Raw genomic sequence first — 23,317 nt, forward strand, 5'->3', positions numbered from 1 at the left:
TTAGCGGCTAGCCAAAGGCGCTTGGAAGCCCGGCGTGCCATCGACGTCTGCGTACAGAGCATTGGTGGCCGCAAGTGCCAAGGTTCCCAGCTCTCCGAGATTTCCATCCAGCAAATCGGCCAAAGTACGGTTACTCTCGGCGCGCAGATCTCTGGCAAACACCGGGAACATGGGCTTGGACACCCCATCGGTGCCTTTGACAACCACGACAAACCAGGTGTCTTGAGTTAGGTCACGGAAAGGCACCCTGATCAGCGTTTCCCAACGAGAGGCATTGGCAACGCCGCTGCGGACCATCACTTGATCCCGATCGAAGTCGGTTCCGAGGCGCAACACGCGCGTGGGTACTGCGCCAAAGAGCGTTGGTACGCCGTCGACTCGCAGAGCGGGCTCGGTCGTGGCATTGGCGTAAATCTCAATGGTGTCGTACTCGGCCCACAGCGGCGCTTGGACGTGGATTTCCAAGTCCACGGCACCATTCGTGCTCGTCACGTCCGTGCTCCCCTGCAGGGAAAAGTCGGCAACACCTCCAGATCCATCCGCCGCAAGGAGACGCGCCTGCACGTATGGTCCTTGCCCGCCGACGGCTTTCCCTGCCTTGACCGCACGGGTGAGCTCAGCAGGATCGATCAAGTTCGGCTCATCGCTCGAGGCTGGCGTCCAGGTACGTGCACCGGCCGTGTTGAGGTTGCGAAACTCGTGCGTGTCGGTGTCGGCAATAAAAGTCGTTCGCAGTCCTTGGTTGAGATGATTCATCCAAATCCCAATGCGCTGCTGGAGAAACTGCGCTTGGTGGCTCCGCCCGGCGCCATTCCAAAGCTCGAGCGCGGGGAACGGGAAGAAGAGATTTCCGCCGTTGGGATCGAGCCGAAAAGCCAAGCGTTGTTCCGCGCTCAAGAAGGTTTGCGGGGGAACGAGCGACGTATCGATCCTAAGCGGCGAGAAGAAACTGTCGATGTGGTTAATTTGGATCGTTGTCTCTGGCAAGCTGTTCGGGCCATGGACCGCTAATTCATACAGCTCGGCGGGCGATAGGCTGTACGAGCCGTACTGCGGGAAATCTCTGCCCGGAGGGGCGGCTTTGGCCCAATCCGTGGAGCCACGCGATGGGCGGGTAGGATCGATCCTCAAGGGATACGCATTGAAGTGGCCGTAATCCCACGTGGTGATTTCCTCCCCAATCGTCGCATGCACGAAGTTTCGAAGACCGAGTCGCTCAATCACTGGCGTCAGATCAGTGTGGGCATGGTGATCGGTCACGATCACATTGTCCACGCCCTCCCCGGCAAACTGCAGGGCCCGGTCAGTCAGGTTGACGCGCGAGTCCGCACTGTGAATCGTGTGCACGTGGTAGTCTGCAGAGATGAAGCCCGAGGTATCCACAACGCGGACGATTTCCGCTCGGACGGCAGTTGTCTGCCCAGCGGTGATTTCAATCGGGTGCTCAAACACTGAGTACTCTGGGCCCCTGGAAACGAACACCTGGTACTGGCCGGGTTCGACATCGAATTCCACCGTGCCGTCAGCCCCAGTATACTCCAGCCATACGATGCCAAACGGCACCGGGTCGAAGCCGACGTCGAAGAACGTTCCGGTGCGAACTTGGCCGGCAATCGAATCGAGGGTGATGATCGGTTCAGGGCTCGGGTCGAACCCGACAACGGTCACCCGTGCCGGAACCGGGCGTGGAGAACTGGAGGGGTTCGTCGGCAGCTCCTGGACTTCGACTCGCAGCCGTCCTGTGGCGGGAAGTTCCATGTGCAACTCGGAGGTTTCACCGGCTTGGATCGTCACGCTGTGGAACACTGGGCTCGCGCTTCCACCCTCATACATGTAGCCGCGGCGGGCGGCGGCTACTTGGTACGTGCCCTCGGGAAGTTCTCCCGTGAAGCAGCCGTCCGGCCCGGTCACAAACGGCGCGACGACGCCGCGACCGCGCAAAACACTGACCCGGCTTCCTGCGAGCAGTTGTCCGCCCGCATGCACGCAACCGCGCAACGTGCCGGTGGCGACGCCCTTAACCTCGGTTTCTGCCGTAACGATGTCCCCGCCGCTCCCTTCGCCAACTACGAAGTACCGGGTGTAGCTCCGCGAGCCGCGGGCAGGCACAACAAAATTCGGGTTTTCGCCAAAGATGACCCGGATGATCGACTGGCTTTGCATGACGTAGGACACGCCCGAAACGCTGAAGAAGCTCGACCGGGGCTCCGGGGAGCCAGGAATCGGCAGCGGGACGAGGCCGTAGCTCACGCCCTGCGCTTCACCGTAGCCGATGTAAGTTAGCACTCCCAAATTTGCTGTGAGGATCTCACCCAAGCCGGCGTTGGAGCTTGTCCATTGTTCGAGCTCACCCGAGCCGTTGATGTAGTCCCCGACGTAGAGGCCAAGGTCACGGTCCTCGTTGTTGAAGACCGTGGTGACCATCTTCACGTAGGGCTTATCGGGCTCCAGAATGTAGTCCGTGCAGGCTTCAATGTCGTAGTCCTTGTCGTCCGCCGAATCGGGAAACGTGAGCCCTGCACCGCGGATGATCGTCGACGGATTGACGAAGTCGAGTACGTCATCCGGTCCGCACGTTCGAATGATGGCGGCTGTTCCGTCCTGCCCATCATTGATGATTTCCACGGTTTGCGCGTTGATCACTGTTTCGATGTTGAGCGCGGGTTGAATTTCGAGAAAGTTATCGTTGCCTGGTTTCGCAACCAGCTCGGCATCGATGATGTTGCCTCCGAAGGTGCCGACGCTGTAAAGATCTCGCTGTCCGACGTTTTGGATAACGAAGCGCGCCACGTTGTTGGCCAACAGATAGTCGCCAATGCGGCCATGGGCTAAGGGCCCGCGCAAGAGATCCGCTTCGTTCGTGATCCTGCGAGCAATCGCTCGGGACGGAGGGAGTTGGTCCCCCGGAGGCTCGCCATCGGAGCCACATCCAGAAATGGCCGCCAACGTCAGCAAGGCGAGAACAATCTGCTGTCTGCGTGAGTCCACCGCGCTCTCCTCTTCGATGACAAATCCGTGAAGCTAGCGTTACTACATTGAGCGAGCAGTGCGGGCAAGCGGGCGAATGGGGCTGGGTGTGGATCCCTCCTCGGGCCGAAGCCGTTCGTACGACTGGTGGGTACGCTGGACACGAAGTGGCGCGCAGCGTAATGGGGCCCCATGAGCGGTGTTTGGATCGACGGGGATGCAACCGAGCAGGCGGCAGCCGTGCGTGCTGGCGAGGTGAAGGCTGAGGAGCTTGTCGAAGCTGCAATCGCTCGCATTGAGGAGCTGAATCCACAGATCAACGCAGTGGTCATCCCGCTGTTCGAGCGTGCACTGGAGGCAGCGCGGCAACCGCTCCCTGCAGGGCCATTTCGCGGGGTCCCATTTCTTCTCAAAGACCTGCTTTGCCACACGGCCGGGGATCCTTTTCATTGCGGTTCCAACTATCTCAAGCGGCGGAATTTTCGTGCCACGCAAGACACCTACCTCGCGCAGCGTTTTCGCGCGGCCGGATTCGTGTTGGTGGGTAAGACAAACGTTCCGGAGTTCGGCCCGATCCCGAGTACCGAGCCTTTGGCATACGGACCCACCCGGAACCCTTGGAGTTTGGAGCACTCGCCGGGAGGTTCCAGCGGCGGCTCGGCAGCGGCGGTTGCGGCTCGGATGGTCGCGGTAGCACACGGTAACGATGGCGGGGGTTCGATCCGGATCCCCGCTAGCGCCACCGGACTTTTTGGGTTGAAGCCAAGCCGTGGCCGAGTCTCTCTGGGACCAGAGTGGGGCGATTTATGGGATGGTGCTGTTGCCGAACATGTGCTCACAGTATCGGTTCGCGACTCGGCGGCGATTCTGGATTGGATTAGCAGGCCGATGCCCGGAGACCCTGTTGTTGCTCCGCCGCCCTCGAGGTCGTTTGCCGAGGCTGCTCGTAGTGTTCCTCCACCGCTTCGCATCGGTTACCTCGACCACGTGCCAAGTGGATGGGCTACGGTGCATCCTGATTGCAAGGAGGCGGTCAGGAGCGCGGCCAAGCTTTTGGAACAACTAGGGCACCATGTAGAGGAAGCGTACCCGCTGGCGCTGCAAGAGGCTGCGTTGCAGCAGCACTTCGGCACCATTGTAATGGCATCGCTGGCGGCAGAAATAGCCCACTGGTTAGAGCTGATTGGGGATCCGCCCTGCGATGACGATTTTGAGCCGCATACGAAGTACCTCCTGGCCGGAGGGCGGGAAATTTCGGCAGTCCGTTGGATCGAATCGCATGTTTGGCTGCAGCGTTTTGCCCGACGTGTTTTGAGCTGGTGGGAGTCAGGGTTCGATGTGTTGCTGACTCCCACGATGGCGGAGCCACCGCCTCGGCTGGGAGAGATGTGTGCGACGCCAGAGGACCCGATGCGCGGCTTTCAGCGCAGCATCCCAATGGTTGCGTTTACGGCTCCGTTCAACGTGACTGGCCAGCCGGCGGCTTCGTTGCCTCTACACTGGGCTCCCTCGGGGCTCCCGATCGGCGTGCAGATCGTGGCCGCCTACGGGCGTGAGGACTTGCTCTTCTCGTTGGCGGCGCAGGTGGAAGAAGCCCGCCCCTGGATTGGGCGTCAACCGCCGCTTTGCGCAAAGAGCGGAAGATCGTAACGTTGCGACGGAGGGAGGAAGGTGACCTTCGAAACGCTCTTATACGAAGAGAAAGATGGCGTTGCGTGGGTGACGCTGAATCGTCCCGAACGGCTCAATGCGTTCAACGCAAAGATGCAACAAGAGTTGCATGACCTTTGGCGCTCCCTTCGGGAACGTGACGAGGTGCGCTGTGTGGTCCTAACCGGTGCGGGGGAGAAGGCCTTTTGCACAGGGATCGATCGTGACGAGGTGCTGGGCGAACAGAAGCGCGCGGACGCAGTGCGAGTTGGCGCGGCTTCCTCGCCCTTTATGTTCGATGATCCTGCCGCGTACATTGGCCCGAAGACGTGTGATTTGTGGAAACCAGTGATTGCAGCAGTTAACGGGATGGCGTGCGGCGGTGCGTTTTACCTTCTCGGCGAGGTCGAGTTCATCATTGCCGCTGACCACGCGACGTTCTTCGACCCGCATGTCACCTACGGAATGGCGGCAGTGTTCGAGCCGATGCACATGCTGCAAAAAATGCCTTTTCACGAAATCATGCGCCTCAGCCTACTGGGAAATCACGAGCGGATGTCGGCCAAGCGGGCGTACGAAATCGGGCTTGTATCGGAGGTCGTTCCCATGGCCGAACTCCGTGCCGCCGCAGCATGGGCCGCACAAGCTATCGCCAGTGCACCGCCACGGGCAATCCAGGCAACAGTGAGAGCGCTTTGGACCGCGCGCGAACTTTCCCGCTCGCAAGCCCTGGCCCTTGGGTTTGCCTTCATTGGACTAGGAACCGATCGAGCAGCACTCGAAGCTGGACAGGCACAATTCCGCTCGGGTAAGCGCATTCAATGGAAACTCCGCTAGCTTTGTTGCGGGTGTTTCCCGAAGGTTCTCCCAGCGGCGGCCTGTTGCCCTAGTTAGCGACGAACGAGACCTGGAACATCGGCCTTTAAATTTTGATTGCGTGTGTGGAGGCTTCTTGTTTTGTTGATGGAGCCATGACCCACGCAATGACGGGCGATATGTTCAAGTTTTGGGGTGTGCTCGATGCCTGAGGCATTGGAGCTGCCTGGCAGTCGCTTGCAGGAGGAGGGCGAGGGTGGGCCCGAGGCATCCCAAGCGCTGTCCGTCGTGAGAGTTTTGGTGGTGGAGGATAATCCCGTATACGCGCGCGTGGTACGGGCCTGGTTGGAGAGCGCGACAGAGCCGGGCGGGCAACAGTACCTGGTGACAATTGCGGAGTCCTTGGCTTCGGCTGCCGCCGCGCTCCAGCAAGCATCGTTCGATGCCATCTTACTCGACCTCATGTTACCCGACTGCCCGCGGGAAGAGACGCTGACCCGGGTGCGGGCTCTATCCGTCGCGCCGATCATTGTCCTCAGTTCGGTGCGTGAGGCTGAGGCCGCAATCGACTCTCTGCGACGCGGTGCTCAGGACTACTTGGTGAAAGGTCAAGTGGATGCGGATCGCCTACTACGCAGCCTTCGCTATGCGATCCATCGCCATGCTCTCGAGCGGGAGCTGCGCCGGCAGAACCAGGCGTTGCGCGCCTTGAGCGAATGCAACCAGCTTGTCGGCAGTGCGTTGACCGAGGAGGCACTGTACGCGGACGTTTGCAAGGTCATCGTGCGACGGGCGGGGTACCGCTTTGCTTGGATCGGTTTGGTGCAACCGGCGAGCCCGCCGTGGCTCCAACCGGTCGCGTGGCACGGCTTTGCCCCAAGCTACCTCGACGGCATTCGAATCACGATTGACGACTCAGCAACAGGCCGTGGGCCGGCGGCGCGGGCGATCCGGTTTGGCCGCAGCCAACGGGTCAGTGACGTGGTGAGCGACCCGCTGTTTGTTCCTTGGCGCGAGCGCGCGATACGTCACGGGTATCGCTCGCTCATTGCGCTTCCCCTGGTGGTGCAGGGACGCGCAATTGGAGCGCTATGCGTTTACTCCGCACAAGCAGATGCTTTCGGTTCGACGGCCGCGGAGTTGTTGGAAGAGTTAGTCGCGAACCTGGCGGTGGGTGTGGAGCGGTTGAGAGCAAGGGAGGAACGGGACCGAGCGGAACGAGAGCGGCGGGAGGCGGAGTCTCGTTTCCGTCTACTGGCGGAAATGTCGCCCGTGGGTGTGGTGTGTGGGTTGGCCGATGGTAGATGCCTTTACGTGAACGACCGTGCCTGCGAAATTCTCGGCTGGCCTCGCGAGGAGCTCCTGGGCACTGGCTGGCAACGGTTTATCTGTGAAAAAGACCGATCGAGGCTCCTGGAGGAATGGCTTGCCTGGGGCTCGAGGCCCGTGGCGGCAACGGAATTCCGCTTCCGCCGCGAAAGCGGAGAGTTGATTTGGCTGAACCTGCAGGTGGCGATGGTCCACGGGCGTGAAGCTGGGGGATTGGTGGTTGTGGGCACTGTAATGGATGTCACCGCCCGTCGGCGTGCGGAACACGCAGTTGAGGAGATGGCGCGCAACCTTGAGAAGATGGTGATTGAACGAACGCGCCAATTAGAAAATGCCGTGCGGGAAATCGAGTCGTTCAATCACTCGCTGGCTCACGATATCCGGGGCCCTCTACGACGAGTGGTGGCGTACTGCGAGCTTCTTAAGTTGCGCTGCGCCCCTCAGCTTTCGCCCCAGGCAGTACAATACGTCAGCCTGATTCGGAGCAACGCCGCACACCTGGATCGCCTTGTTGACGATTTGCTCAACTTGGCGCGGGTTCGTACCCATCCTCTACGGTGCCGGGAAGTGGATTTATCGGAGACCAGTCGAAGAATCTTGCGATCGCTTGCCGAAGCCCACCCTGATCGACAAGTGGAATTTGCTGTCGCCGAAGGGGTTCGGGCATGGGCGGATCCAAACCTGCTTGAGGTGCTCTTGGGAAACCTGCTGGAGAACGCGTGGAAATATACCCAGTCGCGCGAAATTGCGCGGATCGAATTTGGCGTCGAGCAGGTCGGGTCGGAGCACGCTTATTATGTGCGGGACAACGGGTGTGGGTTCGAACCGGAATATGCCGACGAATTGTTCAAGCCATTCACGCGCTTTGCGAGTGGCGATGGGTTCGAAGGAACGGGGATTGGTCTCGCCACCGTGCAGCGGATTGTCGCGCGGCATGGCGGGCGCGTGTGGGCGCAGGGAGTGCCGGGGAAGGGCGCAACCTTTTATTTCACCTTGCCACCGCAGAATTGAGGGCCCCCACGAGTGGTGGGGTAGAGGCTCCCGAGCAGGTGCCGACCGGAATTCTGCCAGGCCCTGCTCGGGTGATAACGAACGGAAGCCCCTATTCGCGGTACTGTGAGAAGACAAAGTCCTTGTCTTTTTGGCCGGCGTGGCAATTGTAGCACTGACTCACCGGGTCGTTGACGAGTCGTTCCTTCGGGTCGCCGGCTTTGAAACCCTCGAAGCCCCAGCCGCCGGTATCTTTGTACTTTTTAGAGTCCTTGTGCATGACGCCAATGAGTTTGCGTGCCCCCTCGGTGTAAGCGCCACCACTCTCCGTCCACTCGAGAAGATCGAAGACGAGAACGGAACCATCGGGATACGCACCCCCCGACTTGGCTGCTTTGAGCCCGGTGGAATTCACGTAGATGTGGTGAATCCCGCCGAAAGCGGCAAACAGCGGATGCTGGTCTGATGTAATGGCCATGGTCTTCACATGCGTCCAGCCCCGCCAGCCCGTAGGATAAGGGACCTTCGGCTCGTTGGCAGCCTGCAACGTCAGCGCGCCTACGCCAACGACTGCCACGGACAATAGCAACGTGAGCACAACGGTTCGCGATCTCATACCTCACGCCTCCTTTCCCGCGGACTAAAGAATGCAGCCGGGTTTGTTGGTCAAGTACGCACTCTTTGGTAAGGTTGCGCACCGTTTGGAAGTGTTTGCACAAAATTGGAGACATGCTCATGCCCGGCCCTCAAGAAGTGTTGCAGGACGTGTTGGGCTGCAAGTGGACGATTGAGGTGCTTCGCGCCGTACTGCGAGGGGAACGGCGGCCGGGGCAGATTCAGCGAGCCATTCCGGGCCTTACGACGAAAGTGATGAACGAGCGCCTCCGGAAGTTGGTACGGTACGGCATTCTCGAGAGGAAGGTGTTCGCTGAAGTCCCGCCGCGGGTGGAGTATTGGCTTACCCCGCGCGGCCGTTCGTTGCTCCCCTTGCTCAAACAACTGGACCGCATCACTGCCCGCTGGAATGACGAAATTCAGGCGGCTCAGCGGCGCGACTGATTCACTGCACGGAAGGCTTTGTAGACGTCGATGAGGACGTCTCGCTGGCGGTCCGTGAGATAAGGGTCGCGGCGAATTTCGCGGGCGACATCCGAATCTTCGGGATCGCGCGGATCGAGTAAGCCGGCTTGAAGCTGCAGCGTTTCCGCTGACAACCGCAAGACGCCTGCGATCGACTGTAAAATCGTTCGGCTCGGGTTGCGCAGCCCAGCCTCGATTTCACGCAGCACCGCCGCGGAGATTCCGCTTTGCTCCGCGAGCTTCCGTAAGGAAATGTTTGCGAGCTCCCGTTGACGGCGAATGTACTCGCCAATTCCGCCGGTGGACGTCGGCTTCGTTTTGCGCGGCATTCTTCTCCCTTAAGTCGGTAGCGCCAACTCGAGCAAGAGTCCCAGCGAGATGAATGATGCAAGTTATCGCACGACCTCGCGCGGCGAGGCGCGAACCGCGCGTTCGAACGCCCACTCCCGGATGTGGTCGACTTGCTCCTTCATCGTCTTCGACAAAGGCACGATGGTCGCCGTCGCATTCAGCAAGTCGTCGTCGGTCAACTCACGGTCCTCGAGTTTCGCTGTGGTCAGTGCAGACACCACACACTGCTCGCACTCGGCGCCGGTCCAACCTTTGGTGAAGCGTTTCAGCCGATCGAGATCAAAGCGACTCGGGTCCACCCCGCGCCGTTGCAGGTGAATGCGGAAGATGTCTACTCGTTCTTCGTCTGTCGGTAAGTCGACGAAGAAAACTTCGTCGAACCGGCCCTTTCGGATCATCTCCGCAGGCAAAAGATCAATCCGGTTGGCCGTTGCCGCAACGAACAGTCCGCGCGTTTTTTCCTGCATCCAAGTGAGGAAGAAGGCGAACATCCGCCCTTGCTCCCCAGCCGATTCGGAAGACGTGACCGCCATCTCCAACTCGTCGAACCAGCAGACAGCGGGTGAGATCTGCTCCAGGATTTTGCAGGCTTGCGCAAATGCACTCTCGGGGGGGCCGTGCTTGCCGGAAAAAATCTCCGTCATGTCGATCCGGTAGAGCGGCAGCTCGAAAGTGGAGGCGATGGCCTTGACCGACAAGCTCTTGCCGCAGCCGGAAATGCCCATGATGAGTACGCCTTTCGGCACAATGTCGGCGCTCAGTTGGTCGCGCATCTGGAAGAGTTTGCGGCGTTCTAAAAGCCAGCGTTTTAAGACCTCGAGGCCGCCGACGAAGTCGAGCGTGGTGCCGTCAGCCACGTACTGCACGAGCCCGGTGCGGTTGACGACCAGCCGCTTCTCCTCCAGCAGCGCCGGAATTGCTTCGGGCCCGAGCCGGCGATGGTGGGCCAGGGCGCGACGAATGGCATGCCGTGCCTCGTCGACGGTTAATCCTTGCAGAGCACGGGCGAGAGGTAGCAAGGAAGGCTCGTCCAACTCCACACCGTGACCTGAGCGCTGAAGAGCAGCCGTCTCGTCGCGCAGCAGAGCTTGTAGCTCTTCCGCATCCGGCAGGCTCAATTCTAAGAGCAGGATCGCACGGGCGAGTTCTTCCGGGATGAATTGGACCGCTGAGGTTATGACAGTGAACTTCTTCCGGTCGAAACAAAGCTCATAAAGGTCACGCAGGCGGCGACGAACGGCAGGGTCGCTCCGCAGCGGCTCGTGAAAGTCTTTCAGGTGGAAGATGCCTTGCCCCGGATAGTCTGCAATGAAGTCCAGCACGTGGCGGGGATCGGCACTCTGACTGCCGACTGGAGAACCATCGCGGCCACGGAGTCCAGCCGTCAAACTCCAGGTAAAGACTTCGGCCGGGGGCTTGAAACATTGGGTCGCGACCACGGCGAGCAATCGATCGAGCCGATGCTCCTCGGGGGAATGGATGTAGATTAAGGGACGACCCGACTCGAAGGCGTCGCGAAGACTTTGGACTGCTCGGCTGTGTTCCATGGCACGAGACCTACCGAGGAGTTGGTTTTAACGGGCGCTTGCTGCGAGTGGAACGGTGGCAATGGAGACCCGCTGTGCTCCCGCTTCCCGTGCGATCGTCAGGATTTGCACCGCGCGCTCGAGGACAACATTGCGGTCCCCCTGCAGAACAACGGAAGATTGGCCCGAGCGAGCCAAGGCTTGGCGCAGGGCCACCGGAAGCTGTGACCAAGAGACTGGCTTTCCGTCCACTTGCAGCTCTCCGTTGCTCCCGGCGGTAACAACGACCCCCGGGGATACACTTTGGCCGGAGCTGGCACGGGGCAACTGGACCTGCGTACCTTGCTGAACAAGAGCGGTGCTCGTCACCATGAAAATGATAAGAAGGACCAGGAAGATGTCCGTCAGTGGCGTCACGTTAATCTCTGCCACAATCTCGTCCGCGTGGGGCTCAGGGTCAGCGGGCTTGAACGACACGGGCGAGCCCCCCTTCCTGAGAGCGATTTCGGACTAATTCTGCGGCAAATTCCTCGGCCCACTCTTTCCACTCGTTGGCCACGCTTGCCACCCGAACATTGAAGGCGTTGTAGAAAAAGATGGAAACCACTCCGATCAGTAACCCTGCAGCGGTAGCGATCAGGGCTTCCGAAATCCCTGCGGCGACCACCGCAAAGCCTCCGGAGCCGGTGGCAGCCATGTTTTCGAATGCGCGCACGATACCGAGCACGGTGCCGAATAAGCCGATGAAGGGAGCCAAGCTTCCGATCGTACCAATCAACCAAAGGTGGCGCTTGAGGTTGCGTACGGTCGCGCTGTGTCGGTTTTGCAAGAGGCGCCACGAGTCGTCCGTACGAGCTTCGGCTGCAGCGATCGCTGCACGAAATAAGGGCGCTAACATCGAGGAGTCCCGCCGAACAATCGAGCCTACTTCCGCGAAAGCTCCCTCGCTCACAGCTGCAGCCACTGCTTGCCGAAGTTGACGCGCCTTACGGGTGGCAGACCACAACGCCCAGCCGCGTTCCAGGACCACTGCAAGACTTACAACGGAGCACGCGAGCAGAGGATACATCGCGAGCCCGCCGGTTTGAATCAGGGTCCACCAGTCGCGCGCCACGAACACGGCGCCAAGTTAGCTGAGCGCCCCACGACGCGCAAAGTCGTGTGCTTGGTCGCGTTGCCGGATTCATGGTAAGGAAAAAATCGATGACGGTCGCGTGCAGTAGGCGGCTGGTGCAGCCGGACACAGCACTGGAGCGGTGGATCGGGAGTCCCGGTGTTTCCTGGCCGCGAGTAGCGCTCACCCAGCTGCCCACGCGAGTGCATCTGTTAGCGCAGTGGTCGACTGTCGTGGGGACAGAACTGTGGATTAAGCGGGACGACGAAACCAGTTCGCTGTATGGAGGAAATAAGCCTCGGAAGCTGGAATACCTTTTGGGAGCCGCACTCGAACGTGGCTACAAGAGCGTGTTCACTTTTGGGGGGCTCGGATCGCATCACGCGTTAGCAACGGCACTGTTTGCCCGCGAGCTCGGGCTGCGAACCATCGTTGGTCTTCTTTACCAGCCGGTCACTCCTTCGGTTCGCGACAACCTACTGTGCCTCCATACTTTGGGTGCAGAGCTGCTGTACGGGAAACGGGTTGCATCTCTCGCGGCCGTCAGCATCGGAAAGATGCTGAGCCAGCTCTTGCGCGGCGAGCCCCCTTTCTTGATCCCCACGGGCGGGAGCTCGCCGCTGGGAACGCTTGGATACGTGAATGCCGGGCTCGAATTCGCCGAGCAGATAGAGCGCAGCGAGGTTCCTCTGCCAGCCGTGATCTTTGTCCCGCTGGGGAGCGGGGGCACTGTGGCTGGGCTTACGTTGGGTCTGAGACTGGCTGGCTTGTCGAGCAGAGTCGTTGGGGTTTTGGTGACAGACATTTTGCCTCCGACGCCGCGCCGCCTGCTGCGATTGGCCAGGAAAACCGCACAGCTATTAGGTTCGAAAGGTGCGGCGATAGCCGACCGCTTAACGTCAGAGGATTTCATCATCGAGCGTCGCTTCGTCGGTCGAGGCTACGGAGCGCCGATCCCGGAAGCTGAACAGTTAGGCATGTGGCTCCGGGAGCATGAGGGAATCCAGCTCGATAGTACCTATACGGCGAAGACTGCATATGCGCTGGAGAGTGGGGTGCGTGAAGGCTGCTGGGGACGAGGGCCGTTCCTTTTTTGGCAAACGTTTGGTGGGAGCCTAATCGTCTCTCGCTTGGCTCCGCTGCCCGACTTCCGACAGTTGCCGGCGCCTTTTCGCCAATTCTTTGACTCGGAAAAACGTTAGGAGGTTACGGCGGGTGAATGGGACAGAACTCAGTCGCCGCCAGTTTTTGCGGTTCGCGGGCCTGACGAGCAGTTGGCTTGCGCTTGCGCATTTGGGACTGCCTGCGGCAACAGCAGCAGCAGCAACCTGGCGAAGCGCGTACCGTTTGCGGGTGTTTGGCGGTAACGAGGCGGCGGTGTTGGCGGCCGTGATGGAGCGTATGGTTAGAGGTGATGACGACTCACTGCCGCCCGTGAGAAAGACCCATGCGGTGGAAACCGTCGATTGGGCCCTGACGTTTGCTCCTGCTGAATTACAGGGACAAGCCCGTTGGCTCTTGCGGATCTTCAACTGGAGTCCGCCCTGGATGATTTGGAAACCAGCCTGGTTCGTCAACTTGAGCGAGGTTTCGCAGGATCGTTGTTTGCAGGCTTGGGCGGAGAGTTCGCAGGCTTGGTTGAGAACCGGCTTTTTAGCCCTCAAGAACCTGAGTGTACTGGGCTACTACTCGCAAGACGAGACCTGGGCGGCCATCCATTACCGAGGGCCGTGGGTGCCGCGGCCACGCCGAGTCGGTTGGGCGTTGGATTCGGGAGAAGCACGATGATTCTGACCGCGAAGACCCTTAAAGGGGACTTACACCTCAAGGCCGAGGTCTGCGTTGTCGGCTCCGGGGCAGGTGGTGCTGTGGTTGCCAAAGAGTTAGCGGAGGCCGGGCGGGACGTCGTGCTCTTAGAGCAAGGGGGCCATTACACCAAGGAAGATTTCACGCAACGCGAAGAAGAAATGATGCCCTTGCTGTTCGAGGAGATGGGGCAGCGCTCGACGGAAGATGGTTCGATTCTGATTCTTCAGGGGCGCAACATTGGTGGCTCCACTGTGCACAACCTTTGTTACTGTTTCCGTACTCCTCGTCCGATTGTAGAGAAGTGGCGCCGGGAAGACGGAATCCGTTGGAACTACGAAGAACTGCTTCCGTCGCTCGAGCGGGTCGAAAAGATGCTCCACGTGCAACCGATTGCGGAGGCTCAGGTGAACACCCTGAACCGAAAGATCCGCGAAGGTTGCGAAAAACTGGGATTCCACGGCATCGTGGCGCACCATAATCGGGTGAACTGCACCTCCAGCGGGTTTTGCATTTTGGGGTGTCCATTCGATGCCAAGCAAAGTATGGCATTGACCTATATCCCGGCTGCAGACCGGGCGGGTGCGCGCATTTACGCGAACTGCGCTGTGGAGAAGTTGGAAATTCGTGGGGGGCAAGTGCGCGCAGTGGAGGGCTCCATCGTCGATGAACGAGGTGCCGCGTATGGACACGTGCGGGTAGAAGCTCGGTTAGTGGTCCTTTCTGCCGGTGCCATCAATGGCCCACAGATTCTGCTGCGGAGCAGCGGCGGTGGGAGCGCAACGGTTGTTGGCAAACACTTGCATCTCCACCCGAGTGTGCTGCTGGCCGGCATCTACGATGAGGATATTTACGGTTACCTTGGTATCCCACAGAGCTACTACGTGGACGAGTTTATCGACCTCGAGCGCAATCCCGACAGTGGGTACATCATCATGCCCATTTTCGGTTTTCCGGTTGCCACCGCCGCGCAACTGCCGGGCTTCGGGAGCACGCACGCGAAGTTGATGCGCTCTTACCATCGGATGGTGGGAATTCTTGTGTTATTGCATGACCAATCGGAGGGCGATGTGCGGCTGGGCTCGGATGGGCACCCGCGCATCCGTTACCAACTTCGAAACGACGAGCAGGCGCTTATGGCAGAGGGAATGCGCCATTGCGCTGAGATCTTGTTTGCCAGCGGTGCGAAAGAAGTTGTCGTTCCGTACTACCGGTCGCCGTTGTGGCTAAAGCCCGGGGACGACTTGTCCGTCATCGAGCAGCGCGGATGCCATCCAGGCGAGATTCCGTTGGCGTCGACCCACCCGCAGGGCACCTGCCGCATGGGTGAGGATCCGACTCGCTCCGTGGTAAACTCGTGGGGACAAAGTCACGAGGTGAAAAACTTGTTCGTGGCCGATATGGGCTTGTTCCCTTCTTCGTTGGGCGCTCCTCCGCAAATTACGACAGCGGCACTCGCAGATATGGTCGCTCACTTTATCAAAGAGCGTTGGGCAAGCCTCTGTGCTTGATGGTGCGGCTCGCCGTGAGAGGGACCTTGCCCGAACCGGCCGTAAGGATGAGCTCCTGAAGCTTGCGTGGGTCGGGCCCGGACAGATACACACCACCAGTGAGGGCTGCAGTGTAAGAGCACCGGGTTGTGGAAGGGACTGGTGTCGCCGTGGTTTTAGCGAGTGCTGTCGTTGGAGTGGCGTCAGATGGGGCAACAGTTGGCGGGCGGTTGGATTGAGACAGTGTCGACCTATTCTCTGGAGTTGCTCACTGTCGGCATCGTCCTCACCTACATCTGGAGTTTGGGCGTCCTCCTGCCGGGCGAACGGACACAGGTTCGGATTTGGCTCTTTGTTCTCGTCGTTTCAGGCCTAGCGCTGCGCCTAGTTGCGCTCCGGGAGTTTCCGCCCGGCATGATCGAAGACGAACCAAAAGACTTGGCTGCGGCGCTGGACACTCTGAAGGACAAGCGGGTGTACGCGGCCCGCGGTAGCGGTTTGCCGCTCTTGCCTCAGACGTTGTTCGAAGGGCAACTCGTTCCGGTCCTTGGTCCGAATCGGGAAAGCATGCGAATCTATTCGGCCGTAACTGGAGCATTTGCGGCCCCGGTAGCGTACGCACTGGCGCGCGCCTTGGCTTTCAGCGTTAGCGCGAGCTTGGTGTACGCGTGCTTAGTGGTAACCTTGCCGTGGAGTCTTTACTATGGCCGGGTTTCCGTAGGTGGAGAGCTGATCTTTCACCAGTTGCTTTTGCTGGCGGCGCTTGCACGTCTCGTCTTTGCAAGTGGCGGCTGGCGTGAGGCGTTGGTTGCTGCGTTCGGCCAGATTCTCCTGTTCTACGATTACTTCGCGGGACGATTGTTTGTTCCTTTCTCGATGTTAGCGGCGGTGATCGCTCCTCGGCGTAGGCGGTTTTTCATTGTGGTCGCGTTGCTCGTCGCCATTGCGGCTTGGGTTCCGTACATTCTTTCGTCGCCGAATCACTTGTGGGCTCCGAGTAACGAGCAGCCGAACCTCGACCCGAGTGGCTTGTTAGCGGGAGGGCTGGTCGTTCTGAAATCTTTTGTCTGGCCGCTCGCCTTAGACACCTGGTTCTCGGTGCGATCGGCAGCCGTACATCCACTGGTTGTTGTGCTCGCAGCGTGTATCGGAGGGGTAACGGTCTTAGCTCGACCGAGACTGGCGTCGTTCCTTTGGGGTGGATTCCTCCTCGGAATCGCCCCGGCAGTTGGAACGTACGCGAGCACTCGCAGGATGATTATGGGGTATCCCTTCTTGGGCTTAATGGCGGTCTATGCGCTTGACCGCTTGCCTTAGGGGAGGCTTCGACGCTTCACCTGCGTGCTTTTCGCACCAGCCGCTGCCGTCGCAGGTGTACGCTTTTACTTCTCCGAAAAATTTTGGCCGCCGCAGTCACGTTGGGTATCCGGAGAGGGAATCACACAACTTGTAGAATCGATCCCGTACTCAGTGCGGGGCAAACTCATTGTCGCGCCGGGAGCCGGATATTTCTTTGCTGTCCGAGAACGTACGGACAAGGGGCGAATGGAGGCTTCGGACACAGAAAATTGGTGGCCGTCGGCCAATACGGAGGTGACGTATGCGTTTTCGGGGCACTGGGAGCTCCTAGAGCCATTTTATCGGGGCATGGTGGGATCCGAGCGCGTCCGTGCGTTTGGCAAGCCGTTCTCCGTGACCTTTGAGCCTCGGACTTGGGATTGGCTGCGTGAATACGGTTGGAGCTATGAAGTTGAATGTTCCTCCCCGCGATTCCACGAAGATGCGCAGGTTCCGGCACGGTTTCATTTAAGCCAGACGGTGCCCGGGTTCTTTTGCGATGGCCCGTCGATCGATCGTTGGACAGGTCGCTGGCTGGGCGACGTGTCCAACCTGCAGTTCCGGTTCGAACATGGTGAGGCAGCGGTTGTTGTGGGCAGTGGGCCGGTCATGGGAGCGGGAAAGAGATCAGTCGATTTTCGCGTTGCTCACAACGACATGATTTCGATTGCGCTAACGGTGCCCCGCGGCACGGCCGTTGTGGCCTTTTTGGTGTGGCGTTCCCCGGCTGGAGAGTCCGTGCCCCCGTGGTTCTCTGTGCGCCCAGAGCTCACGTGTTCTTCAGGTGGGTTCGCGACCGAGGGCGTCGCCTGCATGGCCACAACGGGAACTTTGCACCATTAACGAAAAAGATCTTCTTCGGGTGCACGAATCAACGCACGTGCGGAGGCCTGTGGCTCAGGCGACCACTCGTACCCGCGAATGTGCACGGCAGCCACACCTGCGTCTTTCTTCATCAGCAGCCCTGCCGCGGCCGCTAGGGCGTCTGCTTGAGCGTAAACCGTATGGTGTAGGACTCGGCCATTGAGGTCCCTTTTGCCGCGCCAGTCCGATAGAGGGCCAATCCCCGCAAGCCCGATGGCAAAGTCCACCAAACCATTCCGCCACGGCCGTCCCCAAGTGTCGCTAATAATTACCGCAATCTCAGCCCCCGAACGTTGTTGGAGCTGGGATCGAATCCGCTCCGCGGAAGCATCCGGATCGCGGGGCAAAAGTACAGCGGTGTTCGGTCCCGGCGCATTCGACTCGTCGACGCCGGCATTTGCGCACACCCACCCCGGTCCTGTCTCCACGATCAGCACTCCCCGGTGGGCGCGAACGATGCGATTGGACTCGCGGAGAACGACTTCAACCACGCGCGGGTCTTTGTCCTGGCTGCCCGCAGCCAATGTGCGGGCAGCCGGACTCGGGACGACTTGACTCAGGTCCACGATGGATCCTTCGCTTTTGGAGACTACTTTTTGACACACAACGAGAATGTCCCCGTCCTTAAGCAGCAGCCCGCACGTCCTCAATGCCTCAAGCAAGAGGGCAGCGAGCTCGTCGCCCGGTTGCACGCGGGGCAGGCATTGTAAGGGGGAAAATACTACGCTCATGCGGGCAGGAGCTCCAAGGTGAGCTCAGCCAAGGCCGTAGCTCGCTCTGGAGACGTGATCAGGATGTCTGCGAGCACTGGGCGCATTCCCAGGCGCTCGATGCGCGGTGCGTAGCGGGCGTCTTGCCGATCGAGAACAAAGGTCGCTGCGATGTCTCGGTACAGTTGGGCGACACCGTAGGGCGAGACCTCGATTCCAATGCCCCTCAGCATGCGGTCGAGCGGCCCCTTCACCGGTACGCCACCGAGGAGAGGGCTGATTGCCAGAATGCGCTCTCGTTTTCGACGCAGGAGTCGGCGCACGCCGCGCAGTTGGAGGATGGGCCCCAGGCTCACCAGCGGATTGCTGGGCGGCAAAACGATGCGCTTCGCTTGCTGCAGTGCGGTGCGCGCCGCCTTCGTGGGGGTGGCTCGCTTGATGCCCCGCAGGCGGATGGCTTCCACATCGGCCGACGCGGAATGTAGAACTAAGTACCGCTGGAAAGGAAGCCAGCCATGTTGTCGGGTGCGAACGAGCGTCGATACGCGGCTGTCCGTCATGGGTAAGACTCTCTCCATCACCCCAAATTTCTGGGCAATTTCCAGGGTGACGCGCGTCAGGGTGGCTCCCTGCTTCAATCGTTGCGTTCGATAGATGTGGGTTGCCAAATCACGGTCACCCAAACGGAACCAAGCGGGACCATAAAAGCGCTCAAGAGCGGAGAGGCAGTGGAAGGTATCGGCGGCCACGCCCCAGCCGCGACGCAGTGGTGCCAAGCCAGCTAAGGTGTAGATCACGGTGTCGATGTCGGGTGAAACGTGGAAACCGTAAAACTCTTCGTCGTCCGCAGTGTTGACGATAACGGTGATTGCCTTCGGATCAGTGCACGAGTGAAGCCCCCGAAGGAAGCGGGCGGCTCCTACGCCCCCAGCGAGCACCAGGGTCGGTGTCGAATTCACTGCGCGAGACTCTTCCATAAGTCGTGGTACGTTCCTGGGGGATTCGGTTCATGCCTAGAATCAAACTGTGGATTGCTTCAACGGGGAGGTATTCCCCCGCATCGGCGCCGGCCGATTTGGAAATTTGCTCCTCCATCAGCGTTCCACCAAAGTCGTTGCATCCGGTTGCAAGGCTCCACTGGGCGAGCTCCGTACCCAATTTCACCCATGAAGTCTGGATGTTCACGATGAGGGGGCGAAGCATCAGGCGGGAGAAAGCATAGATCTTGAGGTCGAGAGAACCCTTGGGCGGTGGGTTGACCAGGCCCTTTTGGTAGAGCGCGGTATACGTATGAATAAAGCGTAGAGGCACGAATTCGGTGAAGCCTCCGGTTTCGCGCTGGATGGAGCGAAGAATCTCAATATGCTGCAGGATGTGGTGGGGCTTTTCGATGTGGCCATACATCATGGTGGAAGAGCTCCGCAGGCCAACCTTGTGCGCCGTCGTGACAATTTCGATCCAGCTTCGGACATCGACTTTTTTGTGGCTCAAGATGTCGCGAACGTCGTCATCCAAAATCTCGGCGGCCGTCCCCGGTATGGTGCCGAGGCCCGCCTCCCGAAGCATCGTGAGATACTCCCGGTACGGCATTCCAGCCCGTCGTGCCCCGTAAAAGATCTCCATCGGCGAAAACGCGTGGATGTGGATTGTGGGGAACACGCGTTTGATCTCGATGAGGAGGTCACGGTAGAAAAGCGGCGGCATCTCCGGATTGATGCCGCCCTGCATGCAGATTTCAGTCGCTCCCCGTTCCACCGCCTCGGCTACTTTAGCGAGGATGGTCTCGACGGAGTCTGTGCGCGCGTCCGCGTCCTTGCGGTGGCGGGCGAAGGCACAAAACTGGCAGCCGACGAAGCACACGTTGGTGAAGTTAATGTTGCGATTGACCACGTACGTAACCTCGTCTCCCACGTCGAGTTGCCGCGCCACGTCGGCTGCACGCAGTAGTGCCCGCAGATCCGGCCCTTCGGCCGCGAGCAAGCGCAACCCGTCGGCTGCGGAAAGTTCGTGCCCGGAGAGCGCGCGGTCAAGCAGCCGGGCCACCTCGGGGTGGGCATCCCGCAAGGTCTTCTCCACTGGTGAGGTGTCAAAAATCAGGGATCGCAGCTCGTAGTTCAGCACCGCAGGACTCCTTTCTCTTTCGCCAATCGCTGGGACAACAATTCGATTTTCGGCTTGAGCCGTTCATCGATGAACTCCGACCGGGATGCGTACTCGGGATACACCGGAAGGCGCGGCAGCAAGGTAAAGCCTTCGTCGCGGCAAAGTTGCTCGAGCGCAGCGACGTGCGGCCAGGGCGCCTCCGGGTTGACGAAGTCGGGCGTCAGGGGCGAGATCCCACCCCAGTCGTTGAGGCCAGCGTGAAGTAGCAGGCGGTGATCGAAGGGGTTTAGATTCGGAGGCGCCTGAATATTCATCGTCGGGGCCAATAGCCGGGCGACGGCGACGGTTTTGGCAGTGTCGATAATACTTGGTTCCGGAGCTAGCGCCATCCGAGTGGTGGGTTTTGCACGGAAATTTTGGATGATGATCTCTTGGATGTGAGCAAACTCCTCGTGCATCTCCCGGATTGCGAGTAAGCTGTCCACAACTTCAGAGGCCGTCTCTCCGATCCCGAGCAAGATTCCGGTGGTGAAGGGAATGCGGAGCTCCCCAGCTTGCCGAATCACTGCCAAGCGCTTCATCGGGTCCTTGTCGGGGGCTTGCGCGTGGGCTTCCCCTCGTTCCCGCAGACGGGGGGAAACATTTTCTAACATCAAGCCGAGGCTCGGATTGGTCGCTCTGAGCTCCAGCATGTCCTCGCGGTTCAGTAGCCCGGCGTTGGTGTGCGGAAGGAGATCTTCTTCCAGTGCGATGGCACTGCAGCGCGCGACGTAGTCGATGGTCGAGTTGGCTCCCAACACCGCCAAGGTTGAACGGTACGCTTTAAAAGCACGTTCAGGTTTGTCTCCCAAACAAAGCAGCGCCTCGGTGCAGCCGAGCTTCGATCCTTGTCGGCAAAGTGCGCGTACCTCTTCCGGCAGCATCGTCCAGGCATGAGGGTCATTCGGATCAGCGCGAAAGGTGCAATAGCCACAGCGATCGAGGCACAAATTGGTGATTGGCAGGAAAACCTTCGGCGAGTATGTCACGACCCGTCCCTTACGCTCACAGCGAACCTCATGTGCAACCGCGATGAGCGCCCGAAACAGCTCTGGATCATTGCTGCGAAGCAACGCAATTGCCGAGTCGCGGTCGAGGGCCAGGCCGTTCAGCGAACGGGCAAAAACGGTGCGCCACCTGTGTCCTACCGAATCAAGCGAGCGACCACACAGCGCTGGGGAGTCAGGAGGCCACATGGCCCACAAGGCTACCACAGACGGAACGCTGGTTATAGTGGGGCAGCGATCCTAGGTTCCTCTTCGATGATTTCCACGATTGTCCTCAGACGAAGCGACCACGTCCCGTGCGCCTCGCACTCGACCGCGACAAAATCCTCCCACTCGGGGTGCAACCCGCTTGGCAAAATCTGCCAGCCCTGGCGAAGGAGCAGAGTGCGAAAAGGGGCAGGCCAGGCGGCAAAGGTTACGTGCGGATGGTCCGGGTCGTCGAACGCTCCGGGTACACTGCTCGCATCTAAACCGGCAACGATCTCTTGCGCGAATGCGATCAAGCGCTGCCCGAGTTGCAAGCACCCTGACGAAGGAAATCGTCTGGTCCAAGCTTGAAGGGCTAAGTTGCTATCGAAATCCACTTGCGTGGTGCGGCGCACAAGTCGGCCCGGATGCAGCCGATACCGTCTTGGTTGGGAGACATCGGGGCGAATGCATTCCAGGAGGTAGATCCGGCGGCCATCGGTCACCTCGGTCCAGGCACTGGTTCGCGGCTCCCAGAACGGCCCGGAGTGTAGGGTAAGCTGCTGCGCCGTCGGTACGAGCTGAGTGACGGGGTGGCCGGCGTGCTGCTCGAGGAACGACACGAGGGCTTCCTGCCGCTCTTCAGGCGGCAATAAATCAGCATCGGCTGAACGAAGAACCTCCGCCTCTCCGCATAGGCGGCAGCACACCCACGCTTTGATCCAGCCTGCTGGAAAAGGATGCACGTCTTCCCCCTCAGCTAATGAATGCGGGTGCGTGGAGAGAAATGCCAATTCGGGATCTCCACGGTCACCGTCGTTCCGCCCGGAGCGTGCGATTCGACCCGAATCCGTCCGCCAAGCATACGCGTAAACTGCACGGCAACCCGCAAACCGATGCCCAGGCCCCGATCGCGGCGTCGCCCGGCAAAGTCATCCGCCAGGAAGCCCTCGATGGCCTCCTGGAGTTCCTCTGGATCGATGGCGGTTCCGGCGTCCATGAGGCTAATGCGGATGCCCAGTGGCCTCGGACTTGCCTCTAACTGCACCGTGATTCCGCCGTTTGTGCTGTACTTGAGAACGTGGTCCAACAACGCGCGCACGATGCGTTGGATTTTTTGGACGTCGCTATGAATCACAAGCGCCTCGGCCGGCGCTTTAAACTTGAAGTCAATTCCCCGATCCCGCCCGGCCAGCTCGAACTGATGGACCACCTCTCGCAAAATATCGGCGACATCGAACTCGCTGACGATGACGGGGATTTCCCCGGCGTCGATCGCGTTCAAAATGAGAATGCCCTCGATGAGATAGAGGAGCTCGATCGCGTTGACTTGGATTCGGTGGAGGGCGGTCAGTTGCTCTGTATCGATTTTCCCGCTCAGCTCCTCGGCCAAGATCGAGCTGTATCCGATGATCGCACTTAGGGGGGTGCGCAGTTCGTGAGAAACGTTACCTAGGAATCGCTCCGGCGTTTTCCGTCCCTGTAGGCGGGTTCGTCGGCGTTTGACCGCCCGATCGATGAGCTCGGCAATGTGGGGGACATCAAAAGGCTTGATGATGTAGTCAAAAGCGCCCCAGCGGAGGCCCTGCAGTGCCGTATCTAAGGACGCGTAGGCTGTAATGATGATCACTTCCACGTCCGGGAACTCCGACTTAATTGCGCGGAGTACTTCCACTCCTGTCATGTGCGGCATCCGGAGGTCCAAGGTGACCACGTCAACGGTTTCGTGACGCAGAACATCGAGGGCCTCTTCGCCCCGGTGCGCGATGAGTACGCGGTAGTGAGGATGAAAGATCATCCGCAGCGCCTCAGCGGGGCCGACTTCGTCGTCCACAACAAGCAGGGTCGGACGTTCTACCGGCTGTTCAGATGCGTGCATGCCAGGAGGACGTCAAGCACGAACCAGGCCAGGATCACGGGTGCTGTGTGCCTGTCGTTAGGAGGTGCTGTG

21 protein-coding genes are annotated in these 23,317 nt (G+C 59.9%); 9 read left to right on the plus strand and 12 right to left on the minus strand.

What is annotated here, in order from left to right; all coding sequences use genetic code 11:
* On the minus strand, positions 1–2,988 hold the full coding sequence (locus N3C12_08895; GenBank protein ID MCX8072552.1) for a hypothetical protein: 2,988 nt from the start codon (positions 2,986–2,988) through the stop codon (positions 1–3).
* 171 nt (positions 2,989–3,159) lie between these two features.
* Here N3C12_08895 and N3C12_08900 point away from each other — a divergent pair, with 171 nt between their 5' ends.
* The 3 genes from N3C12_08900 (at position 3,160) to N3C12_08910 (ending at position 7,773) form a co-directional block, all read left to right on the plus strand.
* Positions 3,160–4,617 (plus strand): amidase, encoded by a 1,458-nt coding sequence (locus N3C12_08900; protein ID MCX8072553.1) that lies wholly within the window; start codon positions 3,160–3,162, stop codon positions 4,615–4,617.
* Positions 4,618–4,638: 21 nt separating this feature from the next.
* A complete protein-coding gene (locus tag N3C12_08905; protein MCX8072554.1) occupies positions 4,639–5,454 on the plus strand; it encodes an enoyl-CoA hydratase/isomerase family protein in 816 nt (271 codons plus the stop codon).
* 183 nt (positions 5,455–5,637) lie between these two features.
* Entirely contained in the window at positions 5,638–7,773 is a 2,136-nt protein-coding gene (locus N3C12_08910; protein MCX8072555.1) for a PAS domain S-box protein, read from the plus strand.
* A gap of 91 nt (positions 7,774–7,864) precedes the next feature.
* On the opposite strand, the gene N3C12_08915 is transcribed toward N3C12_08910, so the two are convergent.
* Positions 7,865–8,368, minus strand: a complete 504-nt coding sequence (locus tag N3C12_08915; GenBank protein ID MCX8072556.1) for a cytochrome P460 family protein — start codon at positions 8,366–8,368, stop codon at positions 7,865–7,867.
* 119 nt (positions 8,369–8,487) lie between these two features.
* On the opposite strand from N3C12_08915, the gene N3C12_08920 reads away from it, so the two are divergent.
* The gene (locus N3C12_08920) at positions 8,488–8,811 is read left to right on the plus strand and encodes a helix-turn-helix transcriptional regulator (protein MCX8072557.1); all 324 of its coding nucleotides are present in this window, start codon (positions 8,488–8,490) and stop codon (positions 8,809–8,811) included.
* Here the strand turns inward: N3C12_08920 and N3C12_08925 are convergent.
* The 4 genes from N3C12_08925 to N3C12_08940 form a co-directional block, all read right to left on the minus strand.
* Positions 8,796–9,161 carry a helix-turn-helix domain-containing protein gene (locus tag N3C12_08925; protein ID MCX8072558.1) on the minus strand — a complete coding sequence of 122 codons (366 nt, stop codon included), beginning with the start codon at positions 9,159–9,161 and terminating at the stop codon, positions 8,796–8,798. The two genes, N3C12_08920 and N3C12_08925, sit on opposite strands and share 16 nt — an antisense overlap.
* Positions 9,162–9,224: 63 nt before the next feature.
* Positions 9,225–10,730 carry an AAA family ATPase gene (locus tag N3C12_08930; GenBank protein MCX8072559.1) on the minus strand — a complete coding sequence of 502 codons (1,506 nt, stop codon included), beginning with the start codon at positions 10,728–10,730 and terminating at the stop codon, positions 9,225–9,227.
* Between the two features lie 27 nt (positions 10,731–10,757).
* Positions 10,758–11,186 carry a biopolymer transporter ExbD gene (locus tag N3C12_08935; GenBank protein ID MCX8072560.1) on the minus strand — a complete coding sequence of 143 codons (429 nt, stop codon included), beginning with the start codon at positions 11,184–11,186 and terminating at the stop codon, positions 10,758–10,760.
* The gene (locus N3C12_08940; GenBank protein MCX8072561.1) at positions 11,167–11,823 is read right to left on the minus strand and encodes a MotA/TolQ/ExbB proton channel family protein; all 657 of its coding nucleotides are present in this window, start codon (positions 11,821–11,823) and stop codon (positions 11,167–11,169) included. The genes N3C12_08935 and N3C12_08940 overlap by 20 nt, the downstream gene beginning before the upstream one ends.
* An 89-nt stretch (positions 11,824–11,912) precedes the next feature.
* On the opposite strand from N3C12_08940, the gene N3C12_08945 reads away from it, so the two are divergent.
* From N3C12_08945 to N3C12_08965, 5 genes are all read left to right on the plus strand, one after another.
* Positions 11,913–13,025: a pyridoxal-phosphate dependent enzyme gene (locus N3C12_08945; protein MCX8072562.1), complete on the plus strand. Its 1,113-nt coding sequence runs from the start codon at positions 11,913–11,915 to the stop codon at positions 13,023–13,025.
* 13 nt (positions 13,026–13,038) lie between these two features.
* Positions 13,039–13,611: a hypothetical protein gene (locus N3C12_08950; GenBank protein MCX8072563.1), complete on the plus strand. Its 573-nt coding sequence runs from the start codon at positions 13,039–13,041 to the stop codon at positions 13,609–13,611.
* On the plus strand, positions 13,608–15,140 hold the full coding sequence (locus N3C12_08955) for a GMC family oxidoreductase (GenBank protein MCX8072564.1): 1,533 nt from the start codon (positions 13,608–13,610) through the stop codon (positions 15,138–15,140). The genes N3C12_08950 and N3C12_08955 overlap by 4 nt, the downstream gene beginning before the upstream one ends.
* A 186-nt stretch (positions 15,141–15,326) precedes the next feature.
* Positions 15,327–16,436, plus strand: a complete 1,110-nt coding sequence (locus tag N3C12_08960) for a hypothetical protein (protein MCX8072565.1) — start codon at positions 15,327–15,329, stop codon at positions 16,434–16,436.
* Between the two features lie 24 nt (positions 16,437–16,460).
* The gene (locus tag N3C12_08965) at positions 16,461–17,300 is read left to right on the plus strand and encodes a hypothetical protein (protein MCX8072566.1); all 840 of its coding nucleotides are present in this window, start codon (positions 16,461–16,463) and stop codon (positions 17,298–17,300) included.
* Here the strand turns inward: N3C12_08965 and cofE are convergent.
* The 6 genes from cofE to N3C12_08995 are packed head-to-tail and all read right to left on the minus strand — an operon-like array spanning position 17,297 to position 23,245.
* A complete protein-coding gene (gene cofE / locus N3C12_08970; GenBank protein ID MCX8072567.1) occupies positions 17,297–18,052 on the minus strand; it encodes a coenzyme F420-0:L-glutamate ligase in 756 nt (251 codons plus the stop codon). The two genes, N3C12_08965 and cofE, sit on opposite strands and share 4 nt — an antisense overlap.
* On the minus strand, positions 18,049–18,990 hold the full coding sequence (cofD, locus tag N3C12_08975; protein MCX8072568.1) for a 2-phospho-L-lactate transferase: 942 nt from the start codon (positions 18,988–18,990) through the stop codon (positions 18,049–18,051). Before cofD ends, cofE begins: the two co-directional genes overlap by 4 nt.
* A complete protein-coding gene (gene cofH / locus N3C12_08980; protein ID MCX8072569.1) occupies positions 18,911–20,152 on the minus strand; it encodes a 5-amino-6-(D-ribitylamino)uracil--L-tyrosine 4-hydroxyphenyl transferase CofH in 1,242 nt (413 codons plus the stop codon). The genes cofD and cofH overlap by 80 nt, the downstream gene beginning before the upstream one ends.
* On the minus strand, positions 20,146–21,369 hold the full coding sequence (gene cofG / locus N3C12_08985) for a 7,8-didemethyl-8-hydroxy-5-deazariboflavin synthase CofG (GenBank protein ID MCX8072570.1): 1,224 nt from the start codon (positions 21,367–21,369) through the stop codon (positions 20,146–20,148). The genes cofH and cofG overlap by 7 nt, the downstream gene beginning before the upstream one ends.
* A gap of 32 nt (positions 21,370–21,401) precedes the next feature.
* Entirely contained in the window at positions 21,402–22,160 is a 759-nt protein-coding gene (locus tag N3C12_08990) for a hypothetical protein (GenBank protein ID MCX8072571.1), read from the minus strand.
* Positions 22,127–23,245: a hybrid sensor histidine kinase/response regulator gene (locus N3C12_08995; GenBank protein ID MCX8072572.1), complete on the minus strand. Its 1,119-nt coding sequence runs from the start codon at positions 23,243–23,245 to the stop codon at positions 22,127–22,129. The genes N3C12_08990 and N3C12_08995 overlap by 34 nt, the downstream gene beginning before the upstream one ends.
* Positions 23,246–23,317: the final 72 nt, after the last annotated feature.

It is taken from the genome of Candidatus Binatia bacterium (genome assembly GCA_026415395.1).
Taxonomy (GTDB): domain Bacteria; phylum Desulfobacterota; class Binatia; order HRBIN30; family HRBIN30; genus HRBIN30.